The sequence below is a fragment of the Streptosporangium sp. NPDC001681 genome, from assembly GCF_040298085.1.
Lineage (GTDB): Bacteria > Actinomycetota > Actinomycetes > Streptosporangiales > Streptosporangiaceae > Streptosporangium.
Window position 1 is genome coordinate 19,001 of sequence record NZ_JBEOZN010000103.1, and the last position, 17,262, is coordinate 36,262.

At 65.7% G+C, this 17,262-nt stretch carries 16 protein-coding genes; 10 read left to right on the forward strand and 6 right to left on the reverse strand.

The genetic code is table 11. The features are described from left to right. The first annotated feature begins 98 nt into the window (after positions 1-98). The 3 genes from ABT130_RS34720 (at position 99) to ABT130_RS34730 (ending at position 1,615) form a co-directional block, all read left to right on the forward strand. Entirely contained in the window at positions 99-566 is a 468-nt protein-coding gene (locus ABT130_RS34720; RefSeq protein WP_350962764.1) for a hypothetical protein, read from the forward strand. A 31-nt stretch (positions 567-597) separates the two neighbouring features. After that, a complete protein-coding gene (locus tag ABT130_RS34725; RefSeq protein WP_350962766.1) occupies positions 598-1,266 on the forward strand; it encodes a hypothetical protein in 669 nt (222 codons plus the stop codon). Between the two features lie 97 nt (positions 1,267-1,363). Beyond that, positions 1,364-1,615 (forward strand): GntR family transcriptional regulator, encoded by a 252-nt coding sequence (locus tag ABT130_RS34730; RefSeq protein WP_350962768.1) that lies wholly within the window; start codon positions 1,364-1,366, stop codon positions 1,613-1,615. Positions 1,616-2,018: 403 nt separating this feature from the next. Here ABT130_RS34730 and ABT130_RS34735 read toward each other — a convergent pair whose 3' ends face one another. After that, on the reverse strand, positions 2,019-2,675 hold the full coding sequence (locus ABT130_RS34735) for a TetR/AcrR family transcriptional regulator (protein ID WP_350962802.1): 657 nt from the start codon (positions 2,673-2,675) through the stop codon (positions 2,019-2,021). Positions 2,676-2,857: 182 nt separating this feature from the next. Here ABT130_RS34735 and ABT130_RS34740 point away from each other — a divergent pair, with 182 nt between their 5' ends. From ABT130_RS34740 to ABT130_RS34760, 5 genes are all read left to right on the forward strand, one after another. After that, positions 2,858-4,093 (forward strand): oxygenase MpaB family protein, encoded by a 1,236-nt coding sequence (locus ABT130_RS34740; RefSeq protein ID WP_350962771.1) that lies wholly within the window; start codon positions 2,858-2,860, stop codon positions 4,091-4,093. 626 nt (positions 4,094-4,719) lie between these two features. Next, entirely contained in the window at positions 4,720-5,937 is a 1,218-nt protein-coding gene (locus ABT130_RS34745) for an oxygenase MpaB family protein (RefSeq protein WP_350962774.1), read from the forward strand. After that, positions 5,938-8,235 carry a molybdopterin cofactor-binding domain-containing protein gene (locus ABT130_RS34750; RefSeq protein WP_350962777.1) on the forward strand — a complete coding sequence of 766 codons (2,298 nt, stop codon included), beginning with the start codon at positions 5,938-5,940 and terminating at the stop codon, positions 8,233-8,235. It abuts the gene before it with no gap. Between the two features lie 15 nt (positions 8,236-8,250). After that, complete coding sequence (locus tag ABT130_RS34755) at positions 8,251-8,727, forward strand: (2Fe-2S)-binding protein (RefSeq protein ID WP_350917680.1); 477 nt, start codon at positions 8,251-8,253, stop codon at positions 8,725-8,727. Positions 8,728-9,126: 399 nt separating this feature from the next. Continuing rightward, positions 9,127-9,651 carry a hypothetical protein gene (locus ABT130_RS34760; RefSeq protein ID WP_350962780.1) on the forward strand — a complete coding sequence of 175 codons (525 nt, stop codon included), beginning with the start codon at positions 9,127-9,129 and terminating at the stop codon, positions 9,649-9,651. Between the two features lie 20 nt (positions 9,652-9,671). Here ABT130_RS34760 and ABT130_RS34765 read toward each other — a convergent pair whose 3' ends face one another. Further along, positions 9,672-10,040: a pyridoxal-phosphate dependent enzyme gene (locus ABT130_RS34765; protein WP_350962783.1), complete on the reverse strand. Its 369-nt coding sequence runs from the start codon at positions 10,038-10,040 to the stop codon at positions 9,672-9,674. A 296-nt stretch (positions 10,041-10,336) separates the two neighbouring features. Between ABT130_RS34765 and ABT130_RS34770 the strand changes: the two genes are divergently transcribed. Together ABT130_RS34770 and ABT130_RS34775 are read left to right on the forward strand one after the other, a co-directional pair. Then, entirely contained in the window at positions 10,337-10,678 is a 342-nt protein-coding gene (locus ABT130_RS34770; RefSeq protein WP_350962786.1) for a DUF5713 family protein, read from the forward strand. A gap of 127 nt (positions 10,679-10,805) precedes the next feature. Further along, positions 10,806-11,081, forward strand: a complete 276-nt coding sequence (locus tag ABT130_RS34775) for a GIY-YIG nuclease family protein (protein ID WP_350962788.1) — start codon at positions 10,806-10,808, stop codon at positions 11,079-11,081. Positions 11,082-11,230: 149 nt separating this feature from the next. On the opposite strand, the gene ABT130_RS34780 is transcribed toward ABT130_RS34775, so the two are convergent. The 4 genes from ABT130_RS34780 to ABT130_RS34795 all read right to left on the reverse strand — a co-directional run. Then, on the reverse strand, positions 11,231-12,883 hold the full coding sequence (locus ABT130_RS34780) for a glycoside hydrolase family 27 protein (protein WP_350962791.1): 1,653 nt from the start codon (positions 12,881-12,883) through the stop codon (positions 11,231-11,233). A 106-nt stretch (positions 12,884-12,989) separates the two neighbouring features. Continuing rightward, positions 12,990-14,258: a CE1 family esterase gene (locus tag ABT130_RS34785; RefSeq protein WP_350962794.1), complete on the reverse strand. Its 1,269-nt coding sequence runs from the start codon at positions 14,256-14,258 to the stop codon at positions 12,990-12,992. 22 nt (positions 14,259-14,280) lie between these two features. Then, positions 14,281-15,771 carry a glycoside hydrolase family 43 protein gene (locus ABT130_RS34790; RefSeq protein WP_350962797.1) on the reverse strand — a complete coding sequence of 497 codons (1,491 nt, stop codon included), beginning with the start codon at positions 15,769-15,771 and terminating at the stop codon, positions 14,281-14,283. A 402-nt stretch (positions 15,772-16,173) separates the two neighbouring features. Then, a partial coding sequence (locus ABT130_RS34795) for a non-reducing end alpha-L-arabinofuranosidase family hydrolase (protein ID WP_350962799.1) occupies positions 16,174-17,262 on the reverse strand: 1,089 nt, incomplete at its 5' end.

The following is a 17,262-nucleotide window of genomic DNA, read 5'->3' on the forward strand; positions in this document are numbered from 1 at the left end:
GACGCAGATGATCTAGGCTGGGCGCCTCCATCCACGATGAAGCGGCGGCAATCTTGCTCCCATTACCGCAGATGCCCCCGCGCTGGGGGATACCCCTGTTGACCCTGGCGGCTCTGGCGGCCCCCGCATCGCGTACCGTCTGGTGGTATTTCCCAGAAGGGTCGGTCTCCACGGCGGAAGGATTTACCTGCCCCCTCAGCGCGGAGCCGTACGTCTTTCAGGATGTCGGCTGGCTGATAGAGATCAACTGGCGGACCATTACCGCGGAGTTGAACGGCTGGCCCACCGCCGTGATGGTGCTTGGTCTGGGTGCGGTTCTCGCCCTTCGGGGGAGGTGGGGCACAATCGCCGGCTGGGTGACGGCGGCACTGTTCGTGGTGATCGCCGTGGTATTCACGATCCCCTTCGCCATCGAGATCGTCACCGATGACTGCCGGAACACGCTCCGTTTCGGGGGATGGAACATCATCAAGGTCGGGCCGGTCATGCATTATTTGGGCGGCGCGGTGCTGGTCATGTTCTTGTCGCTGCTTCGGCGTGATGAGACGACCGTTATGCCTCGGTGAGGAGGAAGCTGCGTCCGATTGAATGGGGCTCATGACTGCTCATGACGTGGCCCGGCTACTGCCCGATATCCCGGTGCTCCGCGACCTATGCCGGTCCATGGCGGTGCTGGAGGCCGTCCTGAGCTCGGAATGGTCCAGCCGCTACCACTCTTTCGACGCGGACTGGAGTCCTGGGGAGGAGATGGCCTCGATGCGGAACGGCTCCGGAGATGAATACTCCATCGTCTTCTCCGCGGCGGGCGCCTACATCCGCGGCTTCGACCACGAGGCGGTGATGAGCCCGTACGGCAACGACGGGCCGTGGCCGGGGGTACTCGACTCCGTCCCCCACGTCTTTCGCCACTGGGTCGAAGAACCTGTGTTCTGCGACGAGGACGGCATGCCAGTCGTGACCGCTTCTCTGTGGCGGGAGGCCGGTGACGACTGCTGGCGGGTGGGTGAGATCGAGTACCCGGACGGCGAGAGCGACCCCGATGGGTCGGCACACCTGTTCGAGTTGCTCATGGATCCGTCGCCGGAGGCGTTTCAGCGGTTCGCTGAGGATTACTACGGAGTCATCGTGGATCTTGATGCGGTGCGACACGTCTATGCCCTTCGTCCGCTCACGCAGGCGGTGGTCACTACATTGAACGCCGGCCTCGCCTTGGAAGATCTTGCCGAGGACCTTGCGGCAGCGAGGTATCCGTCCGCCACCAGCTGAGAATGAGGGAGAGCAGCGCCGATGCTTCCCGAGTTCTGGGCCTGTGTTCCGCTGCTGTTCCGCCTCGAAGGTAGGGCATGTCTCCAGCGTCCTCCCCATGGAGATCGACCGTTTCGACCCAACCCCGATTTACCAGCAGGTCGCCCGGATCATCCGTGAGCGGATCAAGGCGGGCGAGTTGAAGCCGCGTGATGCGATCCCGTCGGAGTCGAGCATGGTTGCTGATCGCGGGATCGCCGGGAACACAGCGCGGGCCGCGGTCGCCCTGCTCCGTGACGAGGGCTACGTGGTAATGATGCCGCAACGAGGATCGTTCGTCGCCGACCGGGAAAACTGGCCGGCCAAGTAAGTGGCGCCCCAGATCAGGGGACACGTCCGGATACTGCCCAAGCTTGAAATTACTCACTCTGAGTAGTCATATGGAGCGTGCAGTAACGGGCTGGGTGGTCCGCAGCAGGCGGGACGCCCCTGCTCAAAGGAGAGAACCGCGGATGAACCGCAACACGATCGCCGCCGCACTGATTGCCCTCGGCTCCGTCCTGGCCGCGCCCGTAGCCGGCCGGCCCGGCCCACGCAACGCTCCTAGCCGACCCCGTCGGCGAGCTGGTCAACGGGATCACGGGCTCCAGCGACTCGCCCCCCGATGATTTCGACCCCTTCGACTCCCGCTCCGACAGCGACTCCCGCTCGGACAGCAAGTCCGAAAAGTCGGAGTGCTTCGCCGCTGCTCTACGGTTTGCTCTTCCCGGCGGTCAATCCGGGTGGCCGGTTGGCTCCAACATAGGCACGAGGAACTGCCGGGCCACCGCGGCCAGTTGCTCGTCGTCGTCGAGGTCGATGATCTGACTGGGGATCGCCAGGAAGGAGGCGGAGATCCGGACCATCAGTTCGGCCACGAGGTCGGTGTCCAAGTCGCTCGACACGTTGCCCGCGCGTTGCTCGTGGCGGAGCTGGCCTGCGACGAACTGCCGCACGGTGGCGAGGGTTCGGCCCCCGTCGCTGATCATGGAGGGTACGACCAGATCCGGTTCCGCGGTGATCAGACCGCCGATCAACGGGTTACGCCGGATGGCGCGCAATGAGCTCACAAAGCCAAGAACCGCCCGATCGGCGGCGGTACGAGCTTGTTCGATGTCGATGAGGAACTGGTCGAAATATCGGCGGAATTCTCGACGTACCACATGTTCGACCAGCGCGTCCTTCGTGGCGAACCGCCGGTAGACCGTGATCCGCGAAACCCCGGCCCGGCGGGCCACGTCCTCCATGGTCGACCGCCGGATACCCATGCGGCAGAACTGCTCATACGCCGCATCGAGTATGCGTGCACGGGTCTCGTCCGTGTCGTCAACCTGTTCGACGGCATCAATGTACGCGCGCTCCAACAGCGACTCCGAGTCCGACGGCGCCATGAGCCCGGACAGTGCAGATTCCACGATCACCTCCTGTGATTGATTCTGCCTCAATCCCTGACAGTCGCTGTCACGGTCTTGTGATGTCCGACACTGTGTGCTGTATTGGTGATACTCAGATTCATCTCATGTTTCATCGTATCAGCAATGCTCTCGGCCTCACGAGGAGAAGGGACGAAGGCATGGACAAACTCAGCAGGCGCGACATGCTCCGGGCGGGAGGGACGCTGGGCGCATTCGGTGCGCTGACCGTCGCGACCCCCGCGCAGGCGCGCGTGTGGACGTGGTCGCCCAGTGGCTCGGTGGTGGGCACAGGGGCAGGCCTCGACCCGCGGTGGGTCTGGGACCCGGAGGCCGACACGCTGGTCGCCTCGCTGATCGACCGGGGCGAGGTGCCCAGGGTCAACACTCTGCTGCGGACCTGGACCAAGAACGGTCAGCCGTTGCCGGCCGGACTGCCGGCGGACCTGAAGGCCTTCATGGAGAAGGCCCGTCAGCTGCCGGCCTGGGCCGACAGAGGCAAGATTGCCGCCGCGGCCGACTTCAACAACAGGCGGGGGCTCTACACCGGCGTGCTGTACGGCTTCGCCAGCGGCATGATGAGCACGGTCATCCCCAAGGAGGCGCGGGCGGTCTACTACTCGCAAGGTGGTGCGGACATGAAGGACCGCATCTCCAAGACCGCCAAGCTCGGGTATGACATCGGGACTCGGAACGCCTACGACGCCGACGGCGAAATGATCGTGACCTGTGTCAAGACCCGGCTGGCGCATGCGGCCGTGCGCCATCTGCTGCCGAAGTCCCCGCACTGGCAGAGGTCCGCCGACGAGGAGATTCCGATCAGCCAGGCGGACATGATGGTCACCTGGCACAGCCTGCCCACGACCGTGATGAAGAATCTGGTCGCGTGGAAGGTGCCGATGCCCGCCGCCGACTCCGCGGCCTTCCTGCACACGTGGCAGCTGGCCGCGTACATGCTCGGTATCAAGGAGGAGTACATCCCCGCCTCGTGGGCCGAGGCCAATTCCCAGGCCAAGCAGGTCCTGGACCCGGTGCTGGCCCCGACGCCCGAGGGTGTCAAGCTGGCCAACATTCTCCTGGAGCTCGGCGCCACGATCGATGCCGGCCTCCTCACCAAGCGCGTACTTGGCTCGTTGACGCGCTTCATGCTCGGCGACGAGATCGCCGGGTGGCTGAGTATCCCCAGGTATCCGCTCTGGGATGGGCTTCTCAACACGTTCTGGGGGCCCTTCATCGCCGTCCGCGAAGGCGTGCTCAAGGTGTTCCCGGGGGCGGACAGCACCTACTGGCTCTTCGATGAGCTCCTTCGCAAGGTACTCCTGGCCTACCTGTCCGGAGCGCAGCAGATCAGCATCGAGATTCCGCTGACCAACAACCCGAACTACCCGAACTCCTGAGCCGGACCCTCGGCCCAGAAGCGGAGGAAAGCCCCCGGCCTGGCTTGCTTTCCGTAGGCCAGGACACCGTTACGAATTCTCGGGCCCGGAATCCAGCAGAGTCCGGGCCCAGGCCTTCCGCCCCGCCCGTTCGAGTCCCCTGTGTGGGCGGCCATGGTTTCCCGTATTGACCGTTTCCTGGGTGTGCCGACGCCCCAGTCATATCTGTTCACGAATACCCGAAACAGGTTCTAACACGCCTGAACACTCATGACCGGTGACTGATATCAACGGAGCGCTACGAACAGTTGCCGCCAGGTTGAGAAACGGGCTCTTGGTTATCGATCCGGGGAGTCGATCGGTTCCGGCATGGGCGCCAGGAAATATCGGGTCACCCTGGTCGGCTGCTTGTCGGCATGGAGCGTGACAAGCTCGCAAATCATCCAGAACCATCCGGTCAGCGCAGGTGCGGGCTTGTTCGATATCGATGAGAAACCGGCCGGAGTGCCGAGGTTCGGCCGGAAGCCGCGAAGCGATCAGCTGTTTCTTCAAATGTTTCCTGATCGGCTTGCGCCCTTGTTGAGATACAAATAAACCTGATATGTATCATCGTATCATCAGCGTGCGGAACTCAGGAGGAGTCCGGCATGGCAGAGCTGAGCAGGCGCAAGATGCTGATCTCAGGTGGAGCCCTGGGGGCGCTCGGAGCGCTGGGGATGGCGTTCCCGGCTCGGGCGACGCCCTGGACCTGGGCATCGAGCGGTTCGATCGCGGGTGCCGGCGCCGGCACCGATCCGCGGTGGGTGTGGGACGAGGAGGCCGACCCGCTGGTCGCCTCGCTGATCGATCGAGGCGCCGTCCCCGAGGTCAACCGCCTGCTGTGGAATTGGACCCGTAACGACCAGCCCCTGCCCGCGGGGCTGCCGGCGGACCTGCGGGACTTCATGGAGAGAGCACGCCAACTGCCGTCGTGGGCAAACCACGGCAAGCTGAACACCGCAGCCGAGTTCAACAAGTCCAGAGGGCTGTACCTCAATCTGCTCAACGGCGTGGGTGGCGGCATGCTGAGCACCGCCATTCCCAAGGAGGCTCTCTCGGTCTACTACTCCAAGGGCGGCGCGGACATGGAGGACCGCGTCGCCAAGACAAGCATCCTGGGATTCGCCGTCGGATCTCTGAACGCGTACCGGCCCGATGGCTCCTGCGTGGTCGAGGCGGTGAAGACCCGGCTGGTGCACGCGGCGGTACGACACCTACTGCAGCAGTCCCCCCACTGGACCGGCGACATCCCGATCAGCCAGGAGGACATGCTGGTCACCTGGCACACCTTGCCGACCTTCGCCATGCGCAAGATGCTCGAATGGAAGGTCCCGATCAGCGCCGCCCACTCCGAGGCGTACCTGCATGTGTGGCAGGTGACCGCGCACATGCTCGGCATCAAGGACGAATACATTCCCGCCACCTGGGCCGCGGCCAACGCTCAGTCGGACCAGATCCTGCCCCGGAACATGGGGCCGACGCCCGAGGGTGTGGAGCTGACCGACATCCTGCTGGGCCAGCTCGCCGAGCAGACCAGCCCCGCCGGCATCAGCCGGCCGCTGTGCAACGCGCTCGCCCGGTACCTGGTCGGCGACCGGGTGGCCGACTGGGACGGCATCAAACGCGAGCCGGTGTGGGACCTGCTGATCCCCACCCTCTGGCCGAAACTGGTGAGATTCCGCGAAGGTCTCATTCCGCTGCCTCTGGTACCCGAGACCGCCTGGGTCCTCGACGAAGCCGTGCGGAAGTACATCCTGTTCTATCTCACCAAGGCCCAGGAAACCAAGATCGAGATCCCCACGACCAACCGTCCGGGTTTGAGCTGAATGATGATGGGATCGAATGGTGGCGGCCCGGACGAGGGCATCGGGCGGCGCCGGTTCCTCGGGTACGTGGTGGCGGCTCCGACCCTGGTGGTCGCCACCGAACTCAATCTGACGCCGACGTCCGACGTCCGGCTGCCCTCACCGGAACTCACGAAACTGCTCGACCTCAACGACATGATGACCGCGGCGGCGCTGCCGACCTCGGGCCTGATCTCGGTCGAGGTCAACCGGGACGGCACGGTGTCGTTCGCGTTGCCGCGGGCCGAAGTGGGGCAGGGCATCACCACCTCGACGGCCATGCTGATCGCCGAGGAAATGGCCGTGCCGCTGGAACGGGTGCGTGTCACACTGGCCGATGCCCGGCCGGAGCTGGTGTTCAACCAGCTCACCGGCGGGTCGAACACCACCATCGCCACCTATACCCCGATCCGGGTCGCCGCCGCCATCGCCCGGCTCCGGTTGCTGGCGGCCGCGGCGACCGAACTCGGCTTGTCGGTCACCGACCTGACGCTGAAGGCCGGGGTGATCATCGATCGCTCCGGTCGCAGCGTCGACATCGGTGCGCTCGCCGAGAGGGCCGCGAGTACGCGCACCCAGCAGGTGTCGGTGGAGCTCACCTCACGCGAGAACTTCACCGTCATCGGCAGACCGCACAACCGGATCGACGCGCTGGACGCGGTGACCGGGCGCAAGAAGTTCGCGATGGACCTCGACGTCCCGGACGCGAAGCCGACGATGGTGTGCCGTCCGCCGACCATCAACGGCAAAGTCGGCTCGGTGGCCAATCTCGCCGAGGTCCGCGCCATGCCGGGTGTCACCGATGTCGTGACGATCTCCACCGGGGTGGCGGTGCGCGCCAGAACCTTCGGCCAGTGCATCGACGCCGTACGCGCCCTGCGGGTCTCCTGGAAACCCGGTACCGCGGAAGGAAAATCCGACGAGACCGTGCTCCGGGAACTGGAGGCCGCGGAGCTACCGCTCGGGCTCAAGCCGCTGACTCCGACCGTCGAAGGCAGGTTCACCTTCTATTTCCGCAGCAACAGCGCGCTGGAACCCAACTGTGCGATCGCCGACGTGCGGGCCGGCCGCGCCGAGATCTGGTCGGCGTTGAAATCGCCGCTCGTCGCCAAGCAGGCCATCGCCGCCAAGCTGGGGCTGCCGGTCGGCAGCGTTACCGTACACGTCACCGAAGGCGGTGGTTCCTTCGGGCGCAAGCTGTTCTTCGACGCCGCACTGGAAGCCGCCGAGGTGTCCCAGCGGATCGGCAAACCCGTCAAGCTCATGTGGCACCGTGCCGACGACTCCCGCCAGGGCCGTACCCACCCGATGGCCACCTCGCGGGTACGCGCCGCCTATCTCGGCAACACCGTGCTGAGCTACAAGCAGCGGCACACCAGCGTTTCCACGGACCTCGGCCACGGACTCGGTGAGATCATCACCGCCATGGCCGCGAGGCTTCCGGTGGGCGACATCGGCTTCTCCCAAACGTTCTTCCATCTCAGTCAGGCGATGTCCTACAACTTCGGCGCCGGCAGCCAGTTGCTCAACGAAACCGACAAGAGCTTCAACACCGGCAGCATGCGCAACGTCTACTCACCCGACGTCACCTGTGCCCGGGAACTCATCGTCGACCAGCTCGCCGCGAAGATGGGCAAGGACCCCTACCGGTTCCGGCACGACTTTCTCCGCGATGACCGCTCCCGGGCGGTGCTGGCGAAGGTGGCCGAGGTCGGCGCCTGGGGGCGGCCGATGCAGGCCGGCACCGCGCAGGGCATCGCGTTCCACGCCGAGTACAAGGCCGTCAGCGCCGTGCTGGTGGAGATCGACTGCCGGCCCGAAACCGTCAACCGCCCCATCCGGGATGGCGTGGCCGGACCGCGCGTCACCAAGGTGGTGATCGCGGTGGACGTCGGCCTTGCCGTCAACCCGCGAGGTCTGGAAGCGCAGATGATGGGCTGCGCCATGGATGGCATCGCGCTGGCCCTGACCTCCAGCCTGCACCTGCGCGACGGGTACTTCCTCGAAGCGAGCTGGGACAACTACTTCTACACCCGGCAGTGGAACACCCCACCCGAACTCCGGATCATCGTCATGCCCAGCACCTCCGAGGAGCCCGGCGGCGCCGGGGAGTTGGGCGTCGCCGCGTCGATGGCCGCGGTCGCCTGTGCGTACGGTCGCGCGACCGGAACGATGCCCACCAGCTTCCCGATCAACCACAGCACGCTCTCCTTCACCCCCAAACCGACCGTCCCCCCCATTCCCCCATCCCCGACCGACGGCCTGAACCACGCCCGCTGAAACAAGGAGATCTGAGTGCCTCAGCACACTTTCCGCGTCAACGGTGAGCAGGTTACCGTTGACGTCGACGGCGATGTGCGCCTGCTGTGGGTGCTGCGCGACATTCTCGGCATTACCGGGCCGAAGTACGGCTGCGGCATCAACGTCTGCAAGGCGTGCACCAGCCACATCAACGGCAAAGCGGTCAACCCCTGCGCGATCCCCGTCGCAGACCTCCAGCCGACCGACGAGGTCACGACCATCGAAGGACTTCCGGCCACGGTCGGCAAGGACCTGCATCCCATGCAGCAGGCGTGGCTCGACCGCGACGTCGCCCAGTGCGGCTACTGCCAGCCCGGCCAGATCATGGCCGCCGTGGCGCTGGTCCGCCGCGCAGCCGCCGAAGGCCGCGGAATCACCGACGCCGACCTGGATGGCCTCCGCAACATCTGCCGCTGCGGCACCTACTCGCGTATCCGCGAAGCCGTCAAAGCCGGCGCCGAGAACATGTGAGGGGACCCCGGGCACGGCTGTACGTCATGCTGGGTCTTCCCCCTTGAAGATCTTCGGCTGTGTCGGCCGGATCGGTGCGCTGCCGGCGGGGCTGCCCGGATCGGTGCCGGGAGCGGGAAACGGCGGAGGCGTCCCGAACCATCCGTCGTCTCGGCGTCCGTGAAGGCCACTCCTCCAGCGGTGATCGGCACATCGCGAGGACGACCTGGGACGGATGTGGGTCGAGCGGGGCCGTTCGCCGGTTCGAGATCGGGCGAAGTGAAAGATAATGGTATGTCTGATATCGGCGCACCACATATCGGTGCAGTGTCGAAATGTGGCTCGTATCAACGCTTCTCAAACACCCCCTGGAAGTCTTAAACTCGGCGTGTATGTGATCTAGCGCTTAGAGGTGCAGCCATGCCCGAGCCGGTCATCTTTGGGATCTACCACCTTGGCAAGCTTGGCTGGAATGCCCGGAAGTGGGCCAAAGAGCTGGTGCTCAAGCCATTCACCTACGAGAACAACACCGGTAAAGATCTTTATTGTGCGATGCACCTGTACTCGACCGACAGTTCGATGGGATGGCTTCACGTCCCATCGGGCAGCCGGAAGGTGGTGCAGATACCGGTTCCTCGTCTTGGACGAGCTTCGGTGATCGTCTATGCCCGTACGTCGGGTGGAAAGCGCGAATACGGTGGTAGGGGGCTTCTGGCCACTTCATTTCATGTCGCGCTTCCCGCAGGGGGAGGGAAAATCCGTGAATCGCACAAGTTCGCAATCGACAACGCCGGTGCGGACTTCGCGAGCTTGCGCATGAACGCCGGGGGAGCCGAAAGACTGGTCAGGGTCGACGGCCGTGAGTTCTATTTCACCGGCTCCCCTACGTACAGGTATCCACAGGACGTGGAAGCGGCGCCCTCCCGGCATGAAATGGGCTACTAGCGATTTTTGTGGAGCAATTGTCAAGACTTGTGGATGGGAGCCGCACCGACCCAGCGGTGATAGGTGTCTACGTCGACGTTGCTGCCGCGCACGACGGTGACGTCGAACCCCCGGCCGCGGCCGGACCAAGCGAGGGCTTGGCCAAGGTTGCCCGCGCTGGCGCACACCACGGCTCGCGAGCCGTTGTCGGCGAGCAGGCTCGCGACTACCTCGGTGCCGCGGGCCTTGAAGCTGCGGACCGGGTTCGCCGTTTCGAGCTTGATGCTCACCGTGCACCCGAGATCGGGCTCCAGCGCCTCGCAGCGGTACAGCGGAGTGTCGAGAAAAATCGGGTCGATTACCCGGCGAGCCGCCCGGATCCGAGCAGTGTCGAGGCGCGTCTCCTGCATGACGCAGCAGCGTAGCGCCACCGGCGCTGTTTCATTTGGGGGAATGCCCGGTGCCCGTACTGGGAGGTGAGTCAGCACCGACGGAGAGGGAATGCTGTGCGATCTGTCCGACCTGCCACCGTCACCGCCCGTTCACCGGTACGAACACCGTCCAGGGACCGGTCGGCAGCGGTATGACGAGGTGGAGCCGGTCAGACATTGTGTCCCACTCCGCACCCTCGCGGTCCTGATGAACGTTGTCAGTGCCGCAATGCAGTATGGAGACGCCGGATTTGTGGTGAGAAAAGGAGTTCACGGTGCCGCCGAAAAACCAGCAGGTAGCGAACCATGAGTTTCTCAAGGACATATACGAGGACGAGTACTACCCCGATCATGTCGTCGACAAGGGGAAAGCGATCCTGCTGGGACTGTGCGAGCGGATCGAGGCAGAGCGGCCGTCGGATCTGACGGCGCTGTACGTGCTGACGGAGGCCGCGACGGAGGAGTTCAACGAGCTGGAGACGGATTTCGAGGCGGCCGGCAGTGAGATCGAGACTGTCGCGCGCGAGGTGATAGCCGAGGACTTCTGGTTCGTGGCGTCGGCATACGGCTTCGCGGAAGCCGATGCGGAACAGTTGATCGCCACCCGGGAATGGTGATCGACGTCCCTATCGCACCAGACGTCCTTACCGAGATGGACGGGGTTGGCGCGCGCCGGGCGACCGCGATACTTGTGGAGGCCGTCACCCTGCGCGACCCGTACCACCGAGGCTCCCTGACCTGGACGTGAACCTCCCCTTCGAGTCCCCACCAGCGAAGCTGGAGGAGATCGGTACGGCGGTCAGTGACGTGGAGGCGCGCGAGGCCGGCGTCCGGGCCGGGCACGTGATCTCCAATGTCGGCGCGTTCGGCGAGGACATCGTCAAGATCGGCATGACCCGGCGCCTGGAGCCGGAGGACCGGGTTCGGGAGTTGGGCGACGCCTCGGTGCCGTTCGAGTTCGACACCCATGCGCTGGTCTTCGGTGACGACCCGGCCGGGCTGGAGGGGGCAGTCCCCTGAATCAGACCTGGCGGATCCGGGACCGCTGACCAGGACTGCGCAAGCCCTGCCGACCGGTTGAAAGGAGGGCGGCAGGGCTTGGCTTCCGTTCGGGACCTCTGCCCGCTGAGGTCGTCGAACGGCCTTTCAAGGTGCGGCGGACGAGAGAATCACCCGCGGGTCCAGCGTTGGTTGGGGCCGCCGGTGCATGTCCAGATCTGGAGTCTGGCGTTGTTGGTCGTGGCGTTGTTGGCGACGTCCAGGCATTTGTTCGCGCCGATGGCGGTGATGGTGCCGTCGGTGTTGAAGCGCCACTTCTGGTTGTTCTGGCCGTTGCAGTCCCAGATGAGGACGCCGGTTCCGTCGGCGGTGCCGTTGTTGTTGACGTCCAGGCACTTGTTGCCGTAGACCCGCAGCTCACCGGCGGATGTGGAGGTCCACTGCTGGTTGTTCTGGCCATTGCAGTCCCAGATCACCACCTGGGTGCCGTTGGCCTGGGAGGCGCCGGTCACGTCCAGACACCGGCCCGACCCCACGCCCTGGATGCGAGACGTGGACGGGGAAGGCGAGGGCGTGGGATTGGGCGTGCCGCCACTGACCCGGAACACGACGGTGCCGTGGGACGGGACGCTCGCCGAGACGGTGCCGGTGGTCGTGGTGACGGCGTTCGTCCAGGCGTCGCGCAAGTTGAAGGAGTTGCCGGACAGGCCGATGGCGGAGGCGGTGGTGCTGATCGTGGTGGTGCTGCCGCCCTGGTTGAACAGGGCGACCGCGACGTCGCCGTTGCTCAGCCGTTTGGCCAGGATGCGGCGCGTGCCGTCGTTGCTGATCTGGGTGGCCTGAAGGCCGAGCGTGTCCTGGTTGATGGCGATCAGGTGTTGGTTCTTCATGATCGTGGTGGTCGCGTTGTCCATGTTGCGCACGTCGTTACCGGCGATCAAGGGCGCGGCCATGATGGCCCACAGGGCGAAGTGGCTACGCATCTCGGTGTCGTTCATGCCGCCCCGGCCGACCACCATCATGTCGGGGTCGTTGAACTGCCCCGGCGCGGCGTAGCCCGACAGCGGCGCGTTGACGTTGACGATGTTCTGGATGCCCATCGGGTAGCCGTTGGTCTGGCCCGTGTTCCAGGCGTTGGTGATGTCCTCGGTGGTGCGCCAGATGTTGGCGACGTCGCCCCAGTTACGCTGCGGCCCGGTCTTGGAATGGATGCTGTTGGGGTTGATGCTGTAGAGGATTGGTCGTCCGGTCGCCGCCAGAGCGTCCCGCATCTTGGCGAAGGTGCGCACCTGGTCGTCGATGGTGCCGGTGGGGGAGCACCAGTCGTACTTGAGATAGTCCACGCCCCAGGCCGCGAACTGCCGGGCGTCCTGGACCTCGTGGTTGAGGCTGCCGGTCGCGCCCGGGTAGGAGTTGAAGTACTGCGCGCAGGTCTTGTCCAGGGGCGCCTGGTAGAGGCCGAACTTCAGGCCCCTGGCGTGCAGGTAGTCGCCGAGCGCCTTCATCCCGCTCGGGAACCGCGACAGGTTGGCCTGGAGGTTCCCGGCGGAGTCGCGGTTGGGGTCGAACCAGCAGTCGTCGACGACGACGTACTGATAGCCCAGGTCGCGCATGCCGTTGCTGACCAGGGCGTCGGCCGTCTGCCGGATCAGCGTCTCGTTGATGTTGCAGCCGAACGTGTTCCAGGTGTTCCACCCCATCGGCGGGGTTTGGCCCACGCCGTTGTTCAACGCCTGCGCCGGGGTGGCCGAAGTGACCGCCGTCAGGGTCAGCATCACGGTGACGGCGGAGGTCAGCAACGCGCGTATTCGTTTCCTTCTCATTGACAGCGCTCCTCGGTGGATAGGGGATCGGTGATCGGGCCCCTGGCGTGGGCCGATGCCCCGCGCCAGGGGCCCGATCGCTACTCGGTCGAAACGCGCGCCGCGGTCACGGGCCGGCGCAGGTGGCCGCCGGGGTGGCCGGTGCGCCGTTGCTGAGGAAGCCGAAGGTCGTGCTCGCGTTGGCGCCGAGCGAGCCGTTCCACGTCTCGTTGCGTACCGTCACGTTCGAGCCGGAGCCGGAGCGGACGCCTCCCCAGATCTGGGTGATGGCCTGCGAGCCGGACCAGCTCCAGTTGACGGTCCAGCCGTTGATCGCGGAGTTGCCCGCGCGCACGGTGACCTCACCCTGGAAGCCGCCCTGCCACGAATTGGTCACCTGGATGGTCGCGGCGCACGCTCCCGTGACCGGTCCCGACGGTGTCGGAGTGGGGGTCGGAGTGGGGGTCGGAGTGGGGGTGGACTGGAACTGGCTGAAGAACTGCCACGTCTCTCCTGGCAGCCATGTTCTGGAACCGCTGTCGCCGGGTGCCCCGTCCTGCGGGGCGGCGATGTGCCCCTCGTCGAAAGCGGCCCAGACGACCGGACGGCCGCCCGCGCAGCCCGAGTACGTGGTGCTCCAGTGTGTCAGGCTGCCCTGGCCGGGCTCGGGCGGGTTCTGGGCGGTGCAGCCGTTGTTCCGGACGAACCTGTCTCGCATCGACCGCCCGCCGGAGATGTTCAGCACACCGTCCCGCAGGCCGTGCGCCGCGAAGTAGGCGATCGGCTGGGTGCCGCCGCTGCATCCGCTGAGCTGTCCGCCGGAGTAGACCGCGACGGCGCGGAAGACGTCGGCCCTCGCGCAGGCGAGCGCGAAGCTCATGGCGCCGCCGTAGCTGAAGCCGAGGGCGAAACGCTGCGTTGTCTCGACGCAGAGATCGGCCTCGATCCGCCGGATCATGTCGTCGACGAAGGTCACGTCTTCGCCGCCGCTGTTGGCCCAGCCGTTGTTGAAGCCCTGTGGCGCGACGAAGATCGTGCTTTCGCCGGCCAGCCGCTGGAGCCCGTAGTAGGACCAGACGTCGCGCTGCACGGTCTGGCCGGTGGCGACGTCGGTGGCGGTGCCGCCCAGCCAGTGGAAGCCGAAGACCAGCCGGTACGGCCGCCGGTTGTCATAGTTGCCGGGGATTCTCAGGATGTAGCTGCGGTTCTTGCCGCTGCTCTGGATCGTGTTGGTGCCGTTCTGGAGGGTCGGCGTCCTGCCGCACCCGGCGGTCGCCGCGAGGGCGTTGCTCGACGTGCTCGCGCTCGCACTGTGACTTATCGCCACGGCACCCATGGAGAGGACGAGAAGCGCCGCGGCCGTGATGACGGTGAGCAGGGATCCGCGTCTGGACATGGGGTGACTCCTTTCTGTCCGGTCATTGGAAGGAGGCGTCGTCGATGTAGAGCCCGTCGGTTCCGGCGGCCGTCTCGACGTAGAAGGAGGCGTTGGTCAGCAGGTTCCCGCCGCCGCCGCTGCCGCCGCTCGGGGTGAACTGCCACCAGTTGAGGTTGAGCAGGTAGCCGCTGCCGCCGGTGAAGCGGAGATACAGGTCGCGGGTTCCGGTGGCTCCGCTCACCGGGCAGGTGACGGTGGTCCAGTTCTGCCACCCGCCGGTCCCCGGGACGGCACAGGTACCGACCAGGGTGCCGGTAGCGCTGCCCAGGCGGAGTTCGATGGTGCCGCCGCTCGACCCCGAGGCCACCCGGGCGGTGAAGGACGACGCCCCGGTGCCGAAGCCGGCGCCCTTGACCTTGATGTTGTCGCCGTTCTCGATCCAGCCGACGTTCATGCCACCTTCGCTGGACGGCTCGGTCTCGACGCCGGTTGCCCAGGCGACGGTCTCGGCCTCCTGGCGCACGAACGGGTTCAGCGTCCCCACCTGCGGAGGGCCGGCGGTGGTCATATTGATGATCGGGATGGTGCCGTCGGCGTTGTAGGTGAACTTCTCCACGGCCACTGACCTGGTGTAACCGCCTCCGCCGGGGAGAGCGCCGTTGTGGTAGAAGAAGTACGAGCTCCCGGCGAAGTCGATGATCCCGGGGTGGTTGGTGAAGCTCGACCCCTGCTTCGGCATGACCGTTCCACGGTAGGTCCACGGCCCGGTGGCACTGGGGGCCGTGGAGTAGCCGATGAACTCCGAGCAGCATTCGGCGGCGAACACGTTGTAGTAGAGGCCGTTGCGTTTGAAGACCCAGGGTCCCTCCTCGTAGAGGGTGGGACGGCTGGCGTTGCCGTTTCGCGTGCCGAACCCCGCCGTGGTGAGCGGAATCTGGGTCGGGCTGCCGGAGTAGGAGATCATGTCGGTGTTCAGCCGGACGTACCACAGGCGGGGGTTTCCCCAGTAGAGGTAGGCCTGGCCGTTGTCGTCGATGAGGACGTTGGGGTCGATCTCACCGTTCTCGACCAGCGGGCGGCCCAGCGCGTCACGGAAGGGCCCGGTGGGGCTGTCACCGACCGCGACACCGATGGCCATTCCGCCGGTCGCCCGGTTCCGCACCGGGACGTACCAGTAGAACTTCCCGTTGCGGTAGGCGACGTGGCCGGCCCAGGCGTTGGCATCGGCCCAGGCGAAGGTGGCCAGGCTCATCGGTGAGCCGTGGTCGGTCCAGTTGGCCATGTCCGTGGTGGAGTACACCCGCCAGTCACGCATGGTGAAGTACGTCGAGCCGTCCTCGTCGTGGCCGGTGTAGAGGTAGAGGCGGCCGTTGTGGACGAGCGGCGCCGGGTCGGCGGTGTAGATGGTCTGCACGATCGGGTTGTCGGCCCTGGCCAGGGACGGCAACAACGTGGTCAGCAAGAACAGGCTCACGGTCCAGAGAACCAGGTGGCGAGATCTCCTCCTGGCCGCGCGAAGTACGGGTCTCACCTGTCGTCTCCCTCAGGCGGATGTTTGACGGGGGTGCCGGTGACCTCGGACGTGGCGGGTCGGAGTGTTCGCCACGTCCGAGGCGGTTCAGAGGGTGATCAGCAGGGGGAGTTGGTCTGGGTCGACAAGCCCATGCGCCAGAGCAGGCGGCGTGATGGTGCAGATCTCATGGCGATCCTTTCGAGGGTGGACCTCAGGCTGGGGAGTGTGTGCCCGACCCCGCATTCCGTCGCTATGTGAGCGCTGACGTTTCCGCGTGACCCGGGCGGGCTCGGTCCTGCACCGAGCCCGCCGTGCCGGCTCCATCCGGTCCTGATCGCGTGCCGTGACTGCGCTCACCCGATGGGCGTACGCCTTTGCGGTGAACGTCAGGAACGTTCGAGCCGGACCTGTGTCATGCCGTCAACGCTGTAGTGTCAGCAGGCCCGGCCGGTAGGGCAGGAGGCCGTAGTCGCCGCCGGAGCTGGGGTTGCGTCCCTGGTAGAGCAGCTGCAGGTTGCAGGGGTCGACGGTCATGGTCTGATCGGCGTTGGTGCGGATCAGTTCGCCGTGGCTGATGTCGTTGGTCCAGGTGGCGCCGCTGTTGGCCTTGCCGGCGAAGGGGTTGCTCTCGGTCGCGGCCTGCGGTGTCCACGTACCGTTCAGACTGGTGGCCGTGAACGAGCGGAAGTAGCGGCCCTGCGAGCCGATCGCCTCGACGATCATGAGGTAGCGGTTCTGGCCCTGGAGCTTGTAGACCTGAACGGCTTCGAACAGGTTGTTCGTCGTGTCGCTCATGATCACCGTTGATGTCGTGCCGAAGCTGCCCGGGAAGTTCCCGATGGGCATGCCGGCCCGGTAGATCTTGCCGTTGTCGCCGGCGAAGAACAGGTACATGTTCGTGCTGTCACCGATGAGCGTCTGGTCGATGGGTCCTGTTCCGGAGCCGGTGATGCTTCCGGAGAAGAGCACCTGCTGCGATGACCAGCCGTTCGGATTGGTGGGGTCGCTGGAGGTCCGGTAGGAGAAGGCGGTCCCGCCCCACTGGTAGGCGAGTACCCAGATGTTCCTCGGGGCGAAGTAGAAGAGCGTGGGCGCGACAGTGGAGGAAGACATCGTGTTCTGGCTGGCCGAGGCCATGTCGGACCAGTTGGTGAAGAGGCCGAAGTTCATCGAACCCCAATTCGTGCCCGTGTCGTGCGTCGTCGCGTAGACGAGGTGCCTGCCGTTGTAGGGGGCGGTGGTGAAGTCCTTGAGCGAGACCCACCCCGACTTCGGGGTCGCCAGCGGGCCCGTCGATGTCCAGCGGTACGTCGACGGAAGATCGCACATACCGGTCGGGGTCGGCGTCGGGGTCGGGTTGGGCCCGCTGCCGACCTGGACGAGTTGCCACTGCTGGTTGTTGCCGCCCCAGTCGTCGTACTGGACGATGTTGGCGCCGTCGGCGGTGGAGGCGCCCTGTACCTCCAGGGCCTTGTTGCTGTTGCGGTTGATCAGGCGGATGTAGCCGCC

Excerpts from the sequence above, each read along its gene's own strand:
- ABT130_RS34750 (WP_350962777.1), top strand. The coding sequence starts at position 5,938 with ATGATGATGGGATCGAATGGTGGCGGCCCGGACGAGGGCATCGGGCGG.
- ABT130_RS34780 (WP_350962791.1), bottom strand. The coding sequence starts at position 12,883 with ATGAGAAGGAAACGAATACGCGCGTTGCTGACCTCCGCCGTCACCGTG.
- ABT130_RS34735 (WP_350962802.1), bottom strand. The coding sequence starts at position 2,675 with ATGGCGCCGTCGGACTCGGAGTCGCTGTTGGAGCGCGCGTACATTGAT.
- ABT130_RS34745 (WP_350962774.1), top strand. The coding sequence starts at position 4,720 with ATGGCAGAGCTGAGCAGGCGCAAGATGCTGATCTCAGGTGGAGCCCTG.
- ABT130_RS34730 (WP_350962768.1), top strand. The coding sequence starts at position 1,364 with ATGGAGATCGACCGTTTCGACCCAACCCCGATTTACCAGCAGGTCGCC.
- ABT130_RS34740 (WP_350962771.1), top strand. The coding sequence starts at position 2,858 with ATGGACAAACTCAGCAGGCGCGACATGCTCCGGGCGGGAGGGACGCTG.
- ABT130_RS34765 (WP_350962783.1), bottom strand. The coding sequence starts at position 10,040 with ATGCAGGAGACGCGCCTCGACACTGCTCGGATCCGGGCGGCTCGCCGG.
- ABT130_RS34760 (WP_350962780.1), top strand. The coding sequence starts at position 9,127 with ATGCCCGAGCCGGTCATCTTTGGGATCTACCACCTTGGCAAGCTTGGC.
- ABT130_RS34785 (WP_350962794.1), bottom strand. The coding sequence starts at position 14,258 with ATGTCCAGACGCGGATCCCTGCTCACCGTCATCACGGCCGCGGCGCTT.
- ABT130_RS34725 (WP_350962766.1), top strand. The coding sequence starts at position 598 with ATGACTGCTCATGACGTGGCCCGGCTACTGCCCGATATCCCGGTGCTC.